Genomic DNA, 15,510 nt, shown 5'->3' with positions numbered 1-15,510 from the left:
TGTCACCTCTATTTTTACTATTGAAAACTTTGTTTAACTCAAGTATACTATTGCTTGACCAATAAGTATAATATATATTTTTTATAGAATCGATTAATATTCCTAATAGGTAAGGTGATAATTTTGATAGATGAATTAAAGACTTTTATTGCAATAGTAGAGAAAAAAAGCTTTACTAAAGCTGCAAAATTTATTAATATATCCCAGCCAAGTGTAAGCTTGCACGTACTAAATCTTGAAAAATACTTTAATACAAGATTAATAGAAAGATCAAACAAACAAAAAAACATATTTATTACAAGAACAGGTAAAATACTTTATAAGCGTGCTAAACAACTTCTTCTTATTTTAGATGAAACCAAAAATGAATTAAATGACTACTCCAACTCTCCTTCAGGTACTTTAAAAATAGGTGCAAGTATGACTATAGGTGAGTTTATTCTACCTTCACTATTAGGTGAATTTACCAAAAATTTTCCAAATATAAAATTTGAAATAGTCATAGAAAATACGAAAAATATTTATGATAAATTTAGAAATCGTATTATAGATATAGCCTTGATAGAAGGCACTGTACCTAAACAAGACTATATACTAAAAAATTTTTATGAAGATACAATGGTTATAGTAGTACCTAACTCTTTTAAATATGAAAAAAATTCATCATTAAAAAAATTCTTGTCAAATCAGACTTGGATACATAGGGAAGATGGGTCCGGAACAGGTGAGAATCTGAATATATTTTTAAATCATAATAGTATATGTCCCAAAAACATTATAATTTTTGGAAGCAACTATGCTATAAAAGAAGCTGTAAAAAATAATTTGGGAATAACTTTTATTTCATCTTTAGTTATTGAACCCGATATTAAAAATAATGGACTAAAGATAATACCCACCAGAACTAAATACAAAAGATATTTCTCATATTTAGTTCATAATGAAAGTATGTCCAAGATAATAGAATTATTTCTTGAAAAATTGCAGGAATACAGCAATATAAATCAATAGTATTATCTATGTGATTGTTTTTTGTTAATTCCAAATACATAATATAATACTATTAAAACTACAATCAAAGTATAAGGATTGAATGTCATCATTGTAAATACAAACATCAAATATACGAGATTGATATAATTTAAATATTGATAATGATTTTTCAATTCTATTTGATGTATGTACTAACTGCTATTTTGTCAATATTCATACAAATTGTCCTTGTATTTCTAACATTCTAGAAATACAATATAATTAGGTATAATAATACTTTTAGGGGGTACTTCATTGATTAAAATAAAGGATAAAAGGGTACTAATTAAAAAAGGGGATATAACGCAGGAAGACAGCGATGCTATAGTAAATCCAGCAAATGACACATTACAACATGGAGGTGGAGCCGCTGCTGCCATTGTAAAATCTGGTGGAATCGAAATACAGATAGATAGTGATAAGCTTATAAGGAATATAGGACTTTTGCCTACTGGAAAAGCTGTTATAACATATGGTCATAATCTTCAGGCAAAATTTATAATACACACTGTGGGCCCTAAAATGGGAGAAGGCAATGAAGAAAACAAACTAAAAAAATCAGTTCTAAATGCACTTAATCTAGCAGAATCCTATAATCTAAAATCTATATCAATACCGGCTATAAGTTCTGGTATATTTGGCTTTCCAAAGGAAAGATGTGCTGAAATACTTTTGGAAGTTTCCGTACAATTTTTAAGCAGAAATGATGTAGGTCTAAAAACAATTGTTATGTGCAATCATGATGAGGAAACCTATAATATATTTCTTGAAAAAGAAAAGTATTATTTATAATCAAACAATAAAATTTAAGAGAGGTATATATGATAAATACAGAAATAATAAAATCAACTATAATTAATCTACTTAAGAATTCCCACAGAAAAAATATGGATAAACTAATTGAATATCTAATATCTTCTGATTATTTTACTGCTCCTGCAAGTACAAAATATCATAGTAATATACCAAGTGGTCTTGCCATGCATAGTTTAAATGTAAGAAATTTAATTGCAGAGAAAAATGAAAGATTCAACCTTGGTATACCAGAAGAAACTGTAAATATAGCAGGTTTGCTTCATGACTTCTGCAAAATAGATTTCTATACCACAGGAAAAAGGTGGTTAAAGGACTCCAATGGAACATGGAAATCATATGATACTTATCTATGCAAAGATAATTTTCCAATTGGTCATGGAGAAAAATCTGTTATAATGATTCAAAAATATATTGAACTTACAGATGTTGAAATAATGATGATTAGGTGGCATATGGGAACCAGTGAAGAATTTTGCAATATAAGATCATATTTTAACGCAGCAAGTAAATATCCTCAAATAGTTATAATGCAGACATCAGACTTTGAAGCTTCTCAACTTTTGGAGGAAATCAAACCATTCAAAAAGAATTAATTTAAACAGTAGTTGTAGACAGTTAAAATATATTGTCTACAATTACTACATTTTCTTTTAACATCTGAATGTATAAATACTCATTTTCCACGTAAAATCCATATAATTCAGTATCTTCACTGATTTCTCCACAATCTCCAATATACTTTCCAAAAGAATACCTTCCAAACTTAACCGGTAATTTCAAGGAACTCTTTTCCTTGTTTATCCCTATAATATCTCCTTCATAAATATTATTACCACTTTTATCCTTCAGCCCAGTAAATTCAGTAACTATATATCTATCTTCAGTATCTGAATATCCCTTTGGATATGGATTGTCACTTATACAAAACTTCTTATTTTCCCTATCCCAGATTCTGAATTTAAATTTTCTCATTTATAATCCTCCATAACTAATAATCAATTTAATTATATACTAACACATTATCATAAAATCAGTATACTAATATTAAAGCTAGTATTTATAGGTGGTAATTTCTATGGGATTATTAAGTATATGTTTAATGGGAATATTCATAATAATTATTGGACTTGTACTAAAATTATATTCTTCAAAATATAAAAATAAAAGTATAGGGTATAGAACATCCTTTGCCATGAAAAATAAAGAAACCTGGTATGAAGCAAATCGTTTCTTTGGATTTATGATAGTATTAACTGGAATCTTTTTCACTCTATTTTCAATATTTATAAGCTATTTAACAATATTAGAACAATCCCTGCAATTAAGAATATCCATAGTAATCTTATTTATTCTATTTATAAATATCATATTTTACACAGAAGTTCATCTCAGAAAATTATTTGATGAAGACGGAAACAGAAAAATTTTATAGTAAAATATCAAAATAGTGCACTATTAAAGCGAAAAATATTGCACTATTTATATACGCACTGTTGGTTCAAGTATTGTCAATGTATTATTATAAGTGTTAAGGTTGGCTTGAGCACCTATAGGTATAGTCATCTTGTATGTGCCGTGTCCTGATGCCAAATTTGTCATAAGAGGCTTATTCAGTGGAACTATAACTTCATTAATTAAATCTTCATATGACTTACCATATGCAGGTTCGCAATTCGTGCATTCTCCCATAATGATACCTGCACAATCCCTAAGTTTGCCTGCTAATATCAGATGGTTTATATACCTGTAGACTGTATTAATAGGTTCGTGGACTTCTTCGATTAAGAGTATTTTTCCTCTTGTATCAATTTCAAAAGTTGTACCAAGATTATCTACAAATGATGTAAGGTTACCTCCTACTATGGGGCCGGTTACGTTGCCAGAAACCCTGCTTATTAGTGGCATTCCAGGAGGATTTTCAAGCTTTCTTGGTGCAGTAATTGTTGATGTGGCAGTAAAAAACTGATTCATATTGTATGCAGGCATATTTGATCTAAAATCTATTAAAAGAAGACCATGAAAAGTAATTAAGTTAGCCCATATATACAAAACATTTAATAAAATTGTTATATCACTGTAACCTGTAATAATCTTGGGATTCCGAGCAATAACAGGATAATCAAGATATGGTATAATACCTGCAACACCTACTCCACCTCTTGTTGGTATAATTGCCTTCACATCAGGATTTTTAAACATTTCCATCAAATCAGAAGCCCTCTGCTGTTCTGTAGATGCTACATATCCACCATAAGAATATACATGTTTCCCTAAAATTACATTAAAGCCCATATTCCTAAGAGTCTGTATGCCAGCATTGATGACATCTGCAGACAACGGACTCCCTAAAGTAACTATTCCTATAGTATCTCCTGTACGTAAAATCTGTGGTTTGACTGCCATATAATCCACCTTCTAAACAACTTAATAATATATAATATTATAATATTGTAAAAAATATCACCCATACCCACTCATATCCATCATCCTCACAGACAGGAAGTTCAAGCTTAGCAAACTACTAAAAACTCACTTTATTATTAATAGAATATTATGTGAAATTACTCAAATAGTTTCTAATTAATGATATAACATTCAATACAGCTCCCCCATTTGATATACACTTAAGAAAGAAAAATTTAAAAAACCCTTGAAATTAATTCGTATTGATGATAATTTAATTTATGAATATTTTAATTTCAAATAAAATGAGGAATAGTGAATTTATGAATAATGATATAGAAATTAATAAAGCTTTAGAAAAAGCAGAACAAGCTTTTGAAGAAAACAAGCTGATTAAAGCACTTGATTTATATAATAAAGTTTATAAACTTTCAAAGGGTAATGATGTAGATGCAATAATTGGTTTGGCTTTAATATATGACTATTTGGGAAAATCAGAAAAAGTTAAAGAGTATTATAAAGAAGCTTTAACTATAGATGAATATGAAGAAAGGGCCTATTATGGTTTGGCTGCAATATATGATGATGAAGGAAACTATGAAGAAGCTATAAAACTGTACAATAAAGCTATTTATATAAATCCAAATTATCATAAAGCTTACTTTTTTCTGGCAAATGCCTATGATGTATCTGGTAAAAAATTTTCAGCAACAGAAACTTATGAAAAACTATTACGTTTAAACCCCATGGATTTTTGGGCAAATTTGAATCTGGGGAGCATTTATGAAGAAGAAAATCAAAACAATCTTGCATACAAGAAATTTTCAACAGCTTTAAAAATAGATCCCAATAATTATCTTGCTTTATTTAACATGGGGGTAATTTGTTATAAATTTAATATGTTGAAAAAAGCCATTAGATTCTATGAAAGAGCAATTGGAAAAAATAAAAATTACGAATACAGCTATTTAAATTTAGCAGTAATTTATAAGTATATAGATACAAAAAAAGGTATAAAAATTTTATCTAAGGGAATCAATAACTGTATTAATGTGGACTTTTTATACTATAACAGAAGTTGTTTTTATGCTTTAATAAATGAAGAAAATAATGCCTGTGAAGATATAATTAAGGCTTTAGAATTATATCCACAATTTTTAAAATATGTTCTTGAAGATGAAGAATTGGAAAGAATACGGGAATTAAATTCATTCAAGGAATTTATCAAAAAAGAGCATAGATTTGTATAAAATCCAAATCTATGCTCTTTTTTCTTTATAAAAATCTCAAATGTACCAATCTGTCATTAAAACTGTTTTTAATGGCATCAGAATTTTTATTAAATTTTCTGATCCGCAAGTATAAAATTATTAATTGCATAGGCAACGCCTGATTCATTATTGGTCTTAGTAACATATTTTGCTGCTTTCTTAGCATCCTCAACTGCATTTCCCATAGCTATTGGTGTGCCTGTATATTTAAACATATCTACATCATTATAGTTGTCTCCAAATGAAATAACTTCACTTAAATTTACATTTAATTTTTCAGATAGAATCTTTAATCCATTTCCTTTGGATATATTTGAAGCCATAACATCCAAAAGAAGTTCTGCAGACTTCACAATTGTAAGATTATCATATGCTGAAAATTTATCGTTCACCACTTTAACTTCATCTGTATCACCACAAATCAACAATATCTTTAATATGTCCATAGAATCTTTTTCTACACTTTCAATTATGTTTTCATCCACAAATTTAACTGGTATCTTCAAACTGTCAGGTAAAGATTTATTAAGATTTACATAGCGTATACCTTTTGCATTATCCTCATTAGCATATATGTAATCTGCAGTATATATTAGAAATTCCAAATTATTTTCAAAACAATACTGCAGCATTTCTTTTCCTAAATTTCTATCCAATACTTTGGAGTAAAGTACCTTTCCTGTCTTTATATCTTTTATCAAGCCTCCATTACAGCATATAACAGGACCTGTCAATCCCAACTGTTCTATATATGACTTCAGCAAATGATCTATTCTCCCAGAAGCAATGATGATTTCCGTACCTTCCTTCTGAAGTTTCTTTAATGCTTTCTCATTTTCTTCTGATATAGCTTTTTTAGAATTCAATAGAGTGCCATCCATGTCACATACACACCACTTATATTTAAGCATTAATTCTTCTCCCTTCCATCCATTATAAAATTCATTAAAATACAATGACATTAACTATTCTAACATTAATACAATAATTTTTATAGAAATTTTGAATAAATTAATATTTTTTTGTGATAAAATATATTAGTATTACCACTTATTCTGGATATATTTTTTTATTATGGAATTTTAATCATATTAATACAAAGGAGTAATTTTAATGAAAGTAAAACGATTGACTTTATCAGCACTATTTATTGCAGTAGGAGTTTTAGGTGGAACTTCCATATATATTCCTGTCGGAATTGCAAAATGTTATCCTATACAACATGCAGTTAATGTAATGGCAGCAATTATACTCGGTCCTTTTTATTCAGTATCTATTGCATTTTGTATATCCCTTTTAAGGAACTTCATGGGTACAGGATCACTGCTGGCATTTCCAGGAAGCATGATTGGAGCATTTTTTGCCGGTATATTATATAAAAAATTCAGGAAGCCAATAACTGCTGTTATAGGGGAAATTTTTGGGACAGGAATATTAGGATCTCTTGTATCAGTTCCAATAGCTAATTTTATAATGGGAAAAAGTGTAGGTGCCGTTGCATTTATAATTCCTTTTTTAATAAGCACTACAGGTGGGAGTATTATAGGATACGCTATTATTAAAGTGCTTCAATCTAAGGTTAAAACGATATTAAACAGCATATAAGAGTTATTGAATAGAGAGTAAATTTATAAAAAAATAAATCTACTCTCTATTTAAACTGATTAGTATAGTTTTTTATATGTATTTATTATATCCTGTCTGGAAAATGGCTCATAGCTATTTTCCAATAATCTCTGCTGTCCTTCTGTTATTGTAATTATAACATTTTTAATTTTTAAATTAAACTAAGGTCAAACTAAAAAGATACATTTATATCTTTTCAGATTGACCTTTCTTAATTTTAAATATATAGTCTAAACTTCTTCACTAACTTCTGCTTTCTCATCTTTTTTAGTAAATATGTTTACATCTAAGCCCTTTTTATTACCAATTAATATTAACAAACTCAATACTACACCAACTGCAAGTCCCCAAGTAGCTCCTCTTGCAACTATTACAGCTGCCATTACGCCTGCAATTCCCAAATCATTCATAGTACGTGCCTTCAACACACCTATTCTCACAGAAACGTATCCTTGAATTAACATAGTCAAAGCCAATGCCCTATAAAAGCATTGACCCAAAAACCACATGTTTTTTATTTATCTTCTATTAATCCTGCAGCTTTCATTGTAGCCAAAATATTTTTTGCACTGTTATAAAGTTTGTCATTTTCTTCATCAGTAAGAGAAACTTCAAGCCTTCTTTCAACTCCATTTTTTCCTATAATACATGGCAAACTGAGTGCTACATTTTTTAATCCATATTCTCCTTCAAGAGTAGTGGAAACAGGCAATATACTATGTTCATCCATAAATACTGCCCTGGCAATTCTGCAGGCCGCCATAGCAACGCCCGAATTTGTACACCCTTTCAAATGAAGTACATCATAGGCAACCTTTACTACATCTGAAGCTATTTCTTCCTTATCCAATGGTTTGTCATGAGGAAAAAATTTATCAAGCTCATCTGCTGAAACTCCCTCAACATTCAAATGGCTCCATACTGGAAATGAAGTATTACCATGTTCACCAAACATATAACCATGAACATCCTTAGGGTCAAGATTGTATCTATTTGCTATGATCTTTCTAAAACGGGCTGAATCAAGACTTGTACCTGTTCCAAATACTTTTTCTTTGGGATATCCAAAGAAATTTTCAGCATAATATACCATTGTGTCCAATGGATTTGTTATTATAATTATTATTGCATCCTTTGTATACTTGCTTATAGAACCCATTACATCTTTCATTACTTTTACATTTCTTTCTGCAAGAACTGTTCTATCATCATTTTTATCATCTTTCAATATACTTGGACCTGCAGCTATAATAATAACATTGGCATCTTTGCAATCTTCATAGTTTCCCTCATGTATGTCCACATTGACACTATATGTACAAGGTGTAGTATGACTTGAGTCCAATGCTTCACCTCTTGCCTTGTCATTATCTATATCAATTAGTGCAATTTCTGAAGCAAATCCAAAAGATAATGCAGTATTCAATACAGCAGTACCTACATTTCCCACTCCAACTATTACAAGTTTATTATTTATAGAATTCATAATAATGCTGCCTCCTTTTTTATGTATAGCTATACATATATTTAATTGTATCATATAATTTAGGCAGATTTAAACTATTCAAAAGGATATTTTATTCCCCATTGAGTCCTTACTTCACTTATTATATCCATTACATCAACAGATAACTTCAGAGTATCTATACTGCTTTTATTCTTTATGTATCTTGTCATATCCTCAACTTCATAATTCAATGCTTTAGATGTATCTCCCGTTTCTATAGTTTCTGATCTTCCATCCACATAAGTTATAACTGCCTTATCTGCCCGCGGAAAGTTATCTACAGTTATAAATCCAAGTTCCCCTGCAACTACACCTCTCTTTGGCATCTTAGCTCTCATAGTTAGTGAGACAACTGCCATTTCATCATCTGGATTTTTAAGTATTATACCAGACTGTTCATCTACGCCGGTTTCAAACTTTTTCACTGTGGTCAATACTTCTTTTGGCTGACTGGAAAGAAAATATCTAGTAAATGAAAGTGCATAAGTCCCTATATCGAGAATAGCTCCTCCCGCCAATTCCATATTAAAGAATCTATTTTTTACGTCATATTCCTTACAGCTTCCAAAAGATACCTGAACCATTTTCAGTTTTCCTATCTTCCCTGACTGTACAATTTCCTTTAACTTCTTATAGATAGGCATGTGATATATAGTCATTGCCTCTGCTACAACAAGACCTTTTTCTTGTGCAAGTTCAACTATATCATTTAACTGATTTCTGTTTACAGTTATAGCTTTTTCACAGAGAACGTGCTTGTTGTTTTCAAGACTCTTCATTATGTATTCATAATGACTGCAGTGAGGTGTGGATACATATACTACATCAATTTTATCATCTTTTAACATTTCATCGTAGTTTCCATATGTCTTTTCCACATTGAATTTACTGGCAAATTTATTTGCCTTTTCCAGTGACCTGGAACCTACTGCATATATACTTCCATTGACTTCACACAGGGCTTTTGCAAACTCTGAAGCTATATTTCCCGGTCCAAGTATAGCCCATTTTATGTTATTCATATTTTTCACCTCATCTAATTATTTTTTGAAATTATATTAATACTATTTTTACCTGAAATCAATACTTTTGTAACTACACCAACAAAAAGTGATGTATCAATTACTCCATTTATAATTGTTAAATTTCTTTCAAGTGTTTTAATATCACTGACCTTTTTAAAATTCACGTCAAGAAGCAGGTTTCCTCCATCACTTACAGTTGGTCCATCTTTTGCACCACTTTCTCTAAGGGATGGTTCACCACCTAATTCTACAACTTTTTTTATAACATATTTTAAAGAATCTTTTAAAATTTCTAGTACAACAGGATACTTGAAAGTAAGAGTATCTACAAATTTACTGTCATCTACAAGCAATATGTAGTCCTCTGCCATGGCGGCAATTAATTTTTCCTTTGTATGAATTCCTCCTCCACTTTTTAAAGCATTTAATTCTTTATCCACTTGATCGCATCCGTCAAAAGCTATATCTATTCTATCAACGGAACAAGTATGGAGAACTTCTATACCATTTTCTATACACAACATCTTTGTTTTAAATGAGGGAGTAACTACTTTAATGTTCACAGCTTTGTTTTCTTTTACATATTGTATTAAATATGATATTGTACTTCCTCCGCCTAACCCTACTATAGAATTATTTTTTATATATTTTAAAGCTTCTCTGGCACAATTTTTCTTCAGTTCATCATCTTCCAATTTTTTCATCTCCTGTTTATTAAAATTTATCATCTGCCATTGACTGTTCATGCTGGCTGATCCATTTATAAGAATCTTTTTTATCATCAGTAAGCAAAAGAAATAGTACTTCTATAACTACCATAGCCGGCAGACTTGTAAAACTGAATTCATCAAAGAAGAGCCTTTCTCTCGTAACTGTATTTATTATATATTTGCTTTTATTGGCCAATGGAGATCTTTTATGACTAGTTATACAAATTGTATCAACTTGCTTTTTATTTGCAATATCAAGCAAAGTCAATAATTTCTTTGAAGATCCGGAATCAGATACAACTATCAATACATCCTCTGCACCAAGTGTATATGCATAAGCAAGCTGGTTTTCCCATATAGTGCTTGCAACAGATGGTATTCCTATCTGGTTAAACTTATATGATGCATCTAAAATTACAGGTATGGAATTGCCCAAAGCTGAAAATTCAACTATTCTAGCTTTTTTGATTATATACAGTATTCTTTTTATATAATCCTCATCCATCATCAATATAGTCTGTTTTAATTCCTGAATTTTATTTGCAAGTATATTCTTGAGTGATTGTTCTATATTATTTGAATTAATATCATTGGATATGTTTTTTTCTTCTGAAATTACCATTTCCTTTGCCAACTGTATTTTTAAATGATGAAATCCCTTGAAATTACATTTTTTACACATTCTTATTATAGTAGCTTCACTAACTCCACTTTCCAATGACAACTCGGAAGTAGTCATATCTATAACTTTTTTCTCATTATCTACAATGTAATTTGCAACTTTTCTTTCAGCTTCATATAGTTGTTCATAAGTTTCCAGTATTTGATCCAGTACATTTTTTTGTCTATTATCCAATTTTTATAACTCCCTTGATTAATTTAAAATACCTATATTATATATAATATATTCAAAATAAAATTTCGTCAATTCAATATATTAAAAAATAAAATTTCTTATATAATATTGTATTTACAATTCCACATTTTATGGTATTATAAGTAATACCATAAGAGAATTATGTAATAAAGAATAGAAAATTTAAATATAGGAGATTATGCTTATGAATAGTGTAAAAGAAATTGACCGTATAAGCCAACTTACACAGAAATATTACCCCGAAATAGTAGAGTTAAGAAGGTACTTTCATAAACATCCAGAACTCAGTAAAATGGAGTTCAATACTCAAAAAAAGATATTAGAAGTATTAAATAACTTCGATTTAGACATTAGAAAATGTGCAAAAACCGGCGTGATTGCAGATTTAAAAGGAAATAATCCCGGCAAAACTATAGCTATACGAGCTGATATAGATGCCCTTGCAATAGATGATGAATGCGGAAAGCCTTATCAGTCACAAATTAAAGGCTCCTGTCATGCATGTGGTCATGATGGACATACAGCAATATTACTTGGAGCAGTAAAAATACTCTGTGAGATACGTGATAAAATAAATGGAAATATAAGGTTCATATTTCAACCAAGCGAGGAAGAAGTTTTCAATGGATCAGGTGCAGATGCAATTATAAGAGATGGTGGATTGGATGGAGTTGATGGAATAATAGGCCTTCATCTATGGCAGCCTATTAAAATGGGTACAATTGGCATTTCATCAGGACCTGTAATGGCAGCCAGCGATCAATTTTCCATAAATATAGAGGGGAAAGCAGGTCACGCTTCAATGCCCCATCAAACAATAGATGCCATATTGACAGCAGCTGAAGTTGTAGTTGCTCTCAATACCATTGTAGGAAGAGATGTAGATCCTATGAAACAGGCAGTTGTATCAGTAGGAGTATTTCAATCTGGCAGCATATATAATGCTATAGCAGGAAGAGCTGAATTAAGAGGAACAATAAGATCCCTTGATGAGGATGTACGTGAATCGGTATATGATCACATCAAAAAAATAGTAAACCATATGTGCGATGCAATGGGTGCACATTGTACAATTACCAGAAGTCCATGTACCTATGTTCTTCAAAATGATCCAAAAATCACAAGTATAGTTCTAAAGGCAGGAAAAGAAGTAGTTGGAAATGCTGCTCATCCTATAAGTCCTTTCATGAGCAGTGAAGATTTTTCACATTATTTGCAGAAAGTACCAGGATGCTTTTTCTTTGTTGGTATTGGCAATCCTGAAAAAGGCATTGTATATCCGCAGCATCATTCTAAATTTGATATAGATGAAGATGCAATGATTTATGGGATGGAGGTCTTAAGCAGATCAGCCTTAAAATTATTAAATGAACTTTAAAAAATCTAGAATTCAGGATGCTGGTACAAAATCAGCATCCATTTACTTCAAGCTATATATTTAAAATTCTCATTATTCTCTCAGATGTTTTCTCTATCAACATCTTCCCATTTTTCATGGCATCTTCAAGTGACATAGGTTTATCTACTATAGAAAAAATGCTCTCAAATCCTTTATTATAAAGTGTTTCTGCATTTTTTCCTATTCCACCTGCAATAGCTAAAACAGGAATTCCATATTTGTCGGCCACTTTGGCAACACCAAAAGGCGTCTTTCCAAAAGCAGTCTGAAAATCTATCATGCCTTCTCCCGTAAAAATTAAATCTGCATCTTTGATTTTTTCATCAAGTTTTGTAATATCTATAACTATATCTATTCCTCTCTTTAAATTGGAGTTCAAGAATACCATCACTCCAGCACCAAGTCCCCCGGCTGCACCTGAACCTGGAATATTTACTATATCCATATTTAAATTATTTTTAATAATATTGGCATAATGAGCAAGATTTTTATCTAGAATCTCAACCATATCTCCATCAGCTCCTTTTTGTGGTCCAAATACATGGGAAGCTCCTTCCCTGCCACAAAGTGGATTGTCAACATCACAGGCGGCTGTTACAGTACATTTGCCTATTCTAGAATCTATACTTGACATGTCTATAGAATGAAGTTTACAAAGACTTCCCCCACCATGTCCAATATCTTCTCCATTTATATCAAGGAACTTTACACCTAACGCCTTTGCCATTCCTATTCCTCCATCATTAGTAGCACTTCCTCCAAGTCCTATTATTATATTTGTACATCCCTTGCCCATTGCATCCTTTATAAGCTGACCTGTCCCATAGGACGTCGTTTTCATAGGATCTCTTTCCTCTTTTGAAATAAGAGGAAGCCCAGATGCAGCCGCCATCTCTATTATTGCAGTCTTTCCATCTCCAAGAATACCATAAAAAGCATTTACATCCTTTAAAACAGGTCCTTTAACCGATTTATAAATTATTTTACCACCAGTGCTGTCCACAAGGGATTGAACTGTTCCCTCGCCTCCATCTGCCATTGGTATTTTTTCAATAATTGGATCATTTACAACTTTCAATATACCTTTTTCTATGCTATCTGCTACTTCCATGGCAGTTAAACTACCTTTATATGAATCAGGTGCAATTACAATTTTCATTTTCTCACTCCTTAAATATTTATATATTTTCTAATTATAAACCCTATTTTGTATTATAAATAGTTTAATGAAATTAATATAGTATTCTAATTTACTTTATCCATATTATACAATGAAAAATCAAGTATTATAGTACAAGATAACATTTTATGAAAATTTTTTACTTATATGTTGATTTTGTTATTTTTTGAGTTATAATATTAAGTAATTTTCATAACTAGGGGGAGTAAAAATTGATAGAACTATCATTCATGATGCAATACTTAAAAAAACCAAGAGCAACAGGGGCTGTATTACCAAGTTCAAGATATCTCGCCAACAAAATGATAATGGATATTGATTTTAAAAGGGCAAAATGTATAGTTGAATATGGACCAGGTACAGGAGTGTTTACAGAAAAAATACTTGAAAACAGAAATTCGGAAACTACGGTAATACTTTTTGAATACAATGAAAAATTTTATAATTTACTTAAATACAAATTCAAAAATGAAGACAACTTGTTTATTGTACATGATTCATGTGAAAATATTGAGAGATACCTAAATAAATACAATGTTGAAGATATAGACTATATAATATCAGGTCTTCCTTTTGCAAGCCTGCCAAAATCCACCTCAATAAATATATTGAAAGAGACAAAACAACTGCTTAATCAATCCAATGGAAGATTTATAACTTTCCAATACACACTGTTAAAAGTTAAATTTCTAAAACATTATTTTAAAAATATTAAAGTGAAGCGAGAATTCAGAAATATACCTCCCGCATATGTTTTAAGTTGCATAAATAAATAATTAAATTCCCGATAATAGTTTTCTTAATTGATGAATATGTTAAAATAATATTGTGCATACAATATTCAAGAATAGAGGCGATACATTTGATAGATATAAAAACAGAAAAGGAAATAGGCTATATGGCCGCTGCAGGAAAAATATTAACAGCATGCCATAGGGAAATTGCAAAAATAATAAAACCAGGTATAACTACCATGGAAATAGATAATTTTGTAGAAAATTTTTTAAAAAAGCATAACGCCACACCTGAACAAAAGGGTTATATGGGATTTCCATATGCTACATGCGCTTCTGTAAATGATGAAATCTGTCATGGATTTCCGTCTGATACTCCTTTAAAGGATGGCGATATTGTAACTATAGATATGGTTGTAAATTTAAACGGTTGGCTGGCTGATTCAGCATGGTCCTATGGAGTTGGAAATATATCCAAACAATCAAAGGATCTTTTGACAGTTACTAAAGATTGCCTTTACAGAGGCATAGAAAAAGCTGTTATAGGAAATCATATTGGCGATATAGGACATGAAATACAAACTTATGCAGAATCTATTGGATACTCGGTAGTAAGAGATTATACAGGACACGGGATTGGTCAGGAAATGCATGATGATATAAGCGTTCCCCATTACGGAAAACCCGGAAGAGGTCTTAAACTCAGAGAGGGAATGGTTATTACAATAGAACCTATGATAAATATAGGCAGCTATAGAACTACCTTGGATGAAAATGGATGGACTGCACGTACAGAAGACGGAAGTCTTTCAGCACAATATGAACACACTCTTGCAATAACTAAAAACGGACCTTTGGTTTTAACTGAACAGAATTAATACACAAAAAAGATATGATTAAAACAGGGAATGGGTATAGATTTGGTTTTTA

18 protein-coding genes are annotated in these 15,510 nt (G+C 30.6%); 9 read left to right on the top strand and 9 right to left on the bottom strand.

The genetic code is table 11. From position 1 onward, the window contains the following. Nucleotides 1-123 precede the first annotated feature (123 nt). The 3 genes from KM800_RS12970 (at nt 124) to KM800_RS12960 (ending at nt 2,441) form a co-directional block, all read left to right on the top strand. A complete protein-coding gene (locus tag KM800_RS12970; RefSeq protein WP_217813467.1) occupies nt 124-1,011 on the top strand; it encodes a LysR substrate-binding domain-containing protein in 888 nt (295 codons plus the stop codon). Between the two features lie 276 nt (nt 1,012-1,287). Beyond that, a complete protein-coding gene (locus KM800_RS12965; RefSeq protein WP_017751878.1) occupies nt 1,288-1,824 on the top strand; it encodes a macro domain-containing protein in 537 nt (178 codons plus the stop codon). A 29-nt stretch (nt 1,825-1,853) separates the two neighbouring features. Further along, nucleotides 1,854-2,441 (top strand): HD domain-containing protein, encoded by a 588-nt coding sequence (locus KM800_RS12960; RefSeq protein ID WP_017751877.1) that lies wholly within the window; start codon nt 1,854-1,856, stop codon nt 2,439-2,441. 22 nt (nt 2,442-2,463) lie between these two features. Here the strand turns inward: KM800_RS12960 and KM800_RS12955 are convergent, their stop codons facing one another. After that, on the bottom strand, nt 2,464-2,820 hold the full coding sequence (locus tag KM800_RS12955) for a YopX family protein (RefSeq protein WP_017751876.1): 357 nt from the start codon (nt 2,818-2,820) through the stop codon (nt 2,464-2,466). Between the two features lie 103 nt (nt 2,821-2,923). Between KM800_RS12955 and KM800_RS12950 the strand changes: the two genes are divergently transcribed. Beyond that, entirely contained in the window at nt 2,924-3,280 is a 357-nt protein-coding gene (locus KM800_RS12950) for an SdpI family protein (RefSeq protein ID WP_017751875.1), read from the top strand. A gap of 47 nt (nt 3,281-3,327) precedes the next feature. On the opposite strand, the gene KM800_RS12945 is transcribed toward KM800_RS12950, so the two are convergent. After that, complete coding sequence (locus KM800_RS12945; RefSeq protein WP_217813466.1) at nt 3,328-4,251, bottom strand: S66 peptidase family protein; 924 nt, start codon at nt 4,249-4,251, stop codon at nt 3,328-3,330. 323 nt (nt 4,252-4,574) lie between these two features. Between KM800_RS12945 and KM800_RS12940 the strand changes: the two genes are divergently transcribed. Beyond that, the gene (locus tag KM800_RS12940) at nt 4,575-5,501 is read left to right on the top strand and encodes a tetratricopeptide repeat protein (RefSeq protein ID WP_217813465.1); all 927 of its coding nucleotides are present in this window, start codon (nt 4,575-4,577) and stop codon (nt 5,499-5,501) included. 89 nt (nt 5,502-5,590) lie between these two features. Here the strand turns inward: KM800_RS12940 and KM800_RS12935 are convergent, their stop codons facing one another. Further along, the gene (locus tag KM800_RS12935) at nt 5,591-6,433 is read right to left on the bottom strand and encodes a Cof-type HAD-IIB family hydrolase (RefSeq protein WP_217813464.1); all 843 of its coding nucleotides are present in this window, start codon (nt 6,431-6,433) and stop codon (nt 5,591-5,593) included. A gap of 202 nt (nt 6,434-6,635) precedes the next feature. Here KM800_RS12935 and thiW point away from each other — a divergent pair, with 202 nt between their 5' ends. Beyond that, nucleotides 6,636-7,127, top strand: a complete 492-nt coding sequence (gene thiW / locus KM800_RS12930) for an energy coupling factor transporter S component ThiW (RefSeq protein WP_217813463.1) — start codon at nt 6,636-6,638, stop codon at nt 7,125-7,127. Between the two features lie 251 nt (nt 7,128-7,378). On the opposite strand, the gene KM800_RS12925 is transcribed toward thiW, so the two are convergent. The 5 genes from KM800_RS12925 to KM800_RS12905 all read right to left on the bottom strand — a co-directional run bounded on the left by KM800_RS12925 (nt 7,379) and on the right by KM800_RS12905 (nt 11,246). Continuing rightward, complete coding sequence (locus KM800_RS12925; RefSeq protein WP_254906563.1) at nt 7,379-7,588, bottom strand: hypothetical protein; 210 nt, start codon at nt 7,586-7,588, stop codon at nt 7,379-7,381. A 74-nt stretch (nt 7,589-7,662) separates the two neighbouring features. Next, nucleotides 7,663-8,634 (bottom strand): L-lactate dehydrogenase, encoded by a 972-nt coding sequence (locus KM800_RS12920; protein ID WP_217813462.1) that lies wholly within the window; start codon nt 8,632-8,634, stop codon nt 7,663-7,665. 74 nt (nt 8,635-8,708) lie between these two features. Next, complete coding sequence (locus KM800_RS12915) at nt 8,709-9,677, bottom strand: Gfo/Idh/MocA family protein (protein WP_217813461.1); 969 nt, start codon at nt 9,675-9,677, stop codon at nt 8,709-8,711. A 14-nt stretch (nt 9,678-9,691) separates the two neighbouring features. Then, complete coding sequence (gene rpiA / locus KM800_RS12910; protein ID WP_217813480.1) at nt 9,692-10,375, bottom strand: ribose 5-phosphate isomerase A; 684 nt, start codon at nt 10,373-10,375, stop codon at nt 9,692-9,694. Between the two features lie 19 nt (nt 10,376-10,394). Next, entirely contained in the window at nt 10,395-11,246 is an 852-nt protein-coding gene (locus tag KM800_RS12905; RefSeq protein WP_217813460.1) for a MurR/RpiR family transcriptional regulator, read from the bottom strand. A gap of 205 nt (nt 11,247-11,451) precedes the next feature. Here KM800_RS12905 and KM800_RS12900 point away from each other — a divergent pair, with 205 nt between their 5' ends. Beyond that, nucleotides 11,452-12,645, top strand: a complete 1,194-nt coding sequence (locus KM800_RS12900) for a M20 metallopeptidase family protein (protein WP_217813459.1) — start codon at nt 11,452-11,454, stop codon at nt 12,643-12,645. 52 nt (nt 12,646-12,697) lie between these two features. On the opposite strand, the gene KM800_RS12895 is transcribed toward KM800_RS12900, so the two are convergent. Then, nucleotides 12,698-13,825 (bottom strand): glycerate kinase, encoded by a 1,128-nt coding sequence (locus KM800_RS12895; RefSeq protein WP_217813458.1) that lies wholly within the window; start codon nt 13,823-13,825, stop codon nt 12,698-12,700. A gap of 233 nt (nt 13,826-14,058) precedes the next feature. Here KM800_RS12895 and KM800_RS12890 point away from each other — a divergent pair, with 233 nt between their 5' ends. After that, on the top strand, nt 14,059-14,622 hold the full coding sequence (locus KM800_RS12890) for a class I SAM-dependent methyltransferase (protein WP_217813457.1): 564 nt from the start codon (nt 14,059-14,061) through the stop codon (nt 14,620-14,622). 86 nt (nt 14,623-14,708) lie between these two features. Beyond that, nucleotides 14,709-15,458 carry a type I methionyl aminopeptidase gene (map, locus tag KM800_RS12885; RefSeq protein ID WP_217813456.1) on the top strand — a complete coding sequence of 250 codons (750 nt, stop codon included), beginning with the start codon at nt 14,709-14,711 and terminating at the stop codon, nt 15,456-15,458. Nucleotides 15,459-15,510 lie beyond the last annotated feature (52 nt).

Origin of the sequence: Clostridium tyrobutyricum (assembly GCF_019144085.1) — a bacterium.
In the GTDB taxonomy this organism is placed as follows: domain Bacteria; phylum Bacillota; class Clostridia; order Clostridiales; family Clostridiaceae; genus Clostridium_B; species Clostridium_B tyrobutyricum_A.
Note: the sequence above shows the minus strand (reverse complement) of the source record. Positions and strands in the feature narration are given on the sequence as shown.

Bases quoted from the DNA above. Each gene is read 5' to 3' on its own strand.
- KM800_RS12920 (WP_217813462.1), bottom strand. From the start codon at position 8,634: ATGAATTCTATAAATAATAAACTTGTAATAGTTGGAGTGGGAAATGTA.
- KM800_RS12955 (WP_017751876.1), bottom strand. From the start codon at position 2,820: ATGAGAAAATTTAAATTCAGAATCTGGGATAGGGAAAATAAGAAGTTT.
- KM800_RS12960 (WP_017751877.1), top strand. From the start codon at position 1,854: ATGATAAATACAGAAATAATAAAATCAACTATAATTAATCTACTTAAG.
- thiW (WP_217813463.1), top strand. From the start codon at position 6,636: ATGAAAGTAAAACGATTGACTTTATCAGCACTATTTATTGCAGTAGGA.
- KM800_RS12895 (WP_217813458.1), bottom strand. From the start codon at position 13,825: ATGAAAATTGTAATTGCACCTGATTCATATAAAGGTAGTTTAACTGCC.
- KM800_RS12915 (WP_217813461.1), bottom strand. From the start codon at position 9,677: ATGAATAACATAAAATGGGCTATACTTGGACCGGGAAATATAGCTTCA.
- KM800_RS12950 (WP_017751875.1), top strand. From the start codon at position 2,924: ATGGGATTATTAAGTATATGTTTAATGGGAATATTCATAATAATTATT.
- KM800_RS12900 (WP_217813459.1), top strand. From the start codon at position 11,452: ATGAATAGTGTAAAAGAAATTGACCGTATAAGCCAACTTACACAGAAA.
- KM800_RS12945 (WP_217813466.1), bottom strand. From the start codon at position 4,251: ATGGCAGTCAAACCACAGATTTTACGTACAGGAGATACTATAGGAATA.
- KM800_RS12935 (WP_217813464.1), bottom strand. From the start codon at position 6,433: ATGCTTAAATATAAGTGGTGTGTATGTGACATGGATGGCACTCTATTG.
- KM800_RS12940 (WP_217813465.1), top strand. From the start codon at position 4,575: ATGAATAATGATATAGAAATTAATAAAGCTTTAGAAAAAGCAGAACAA.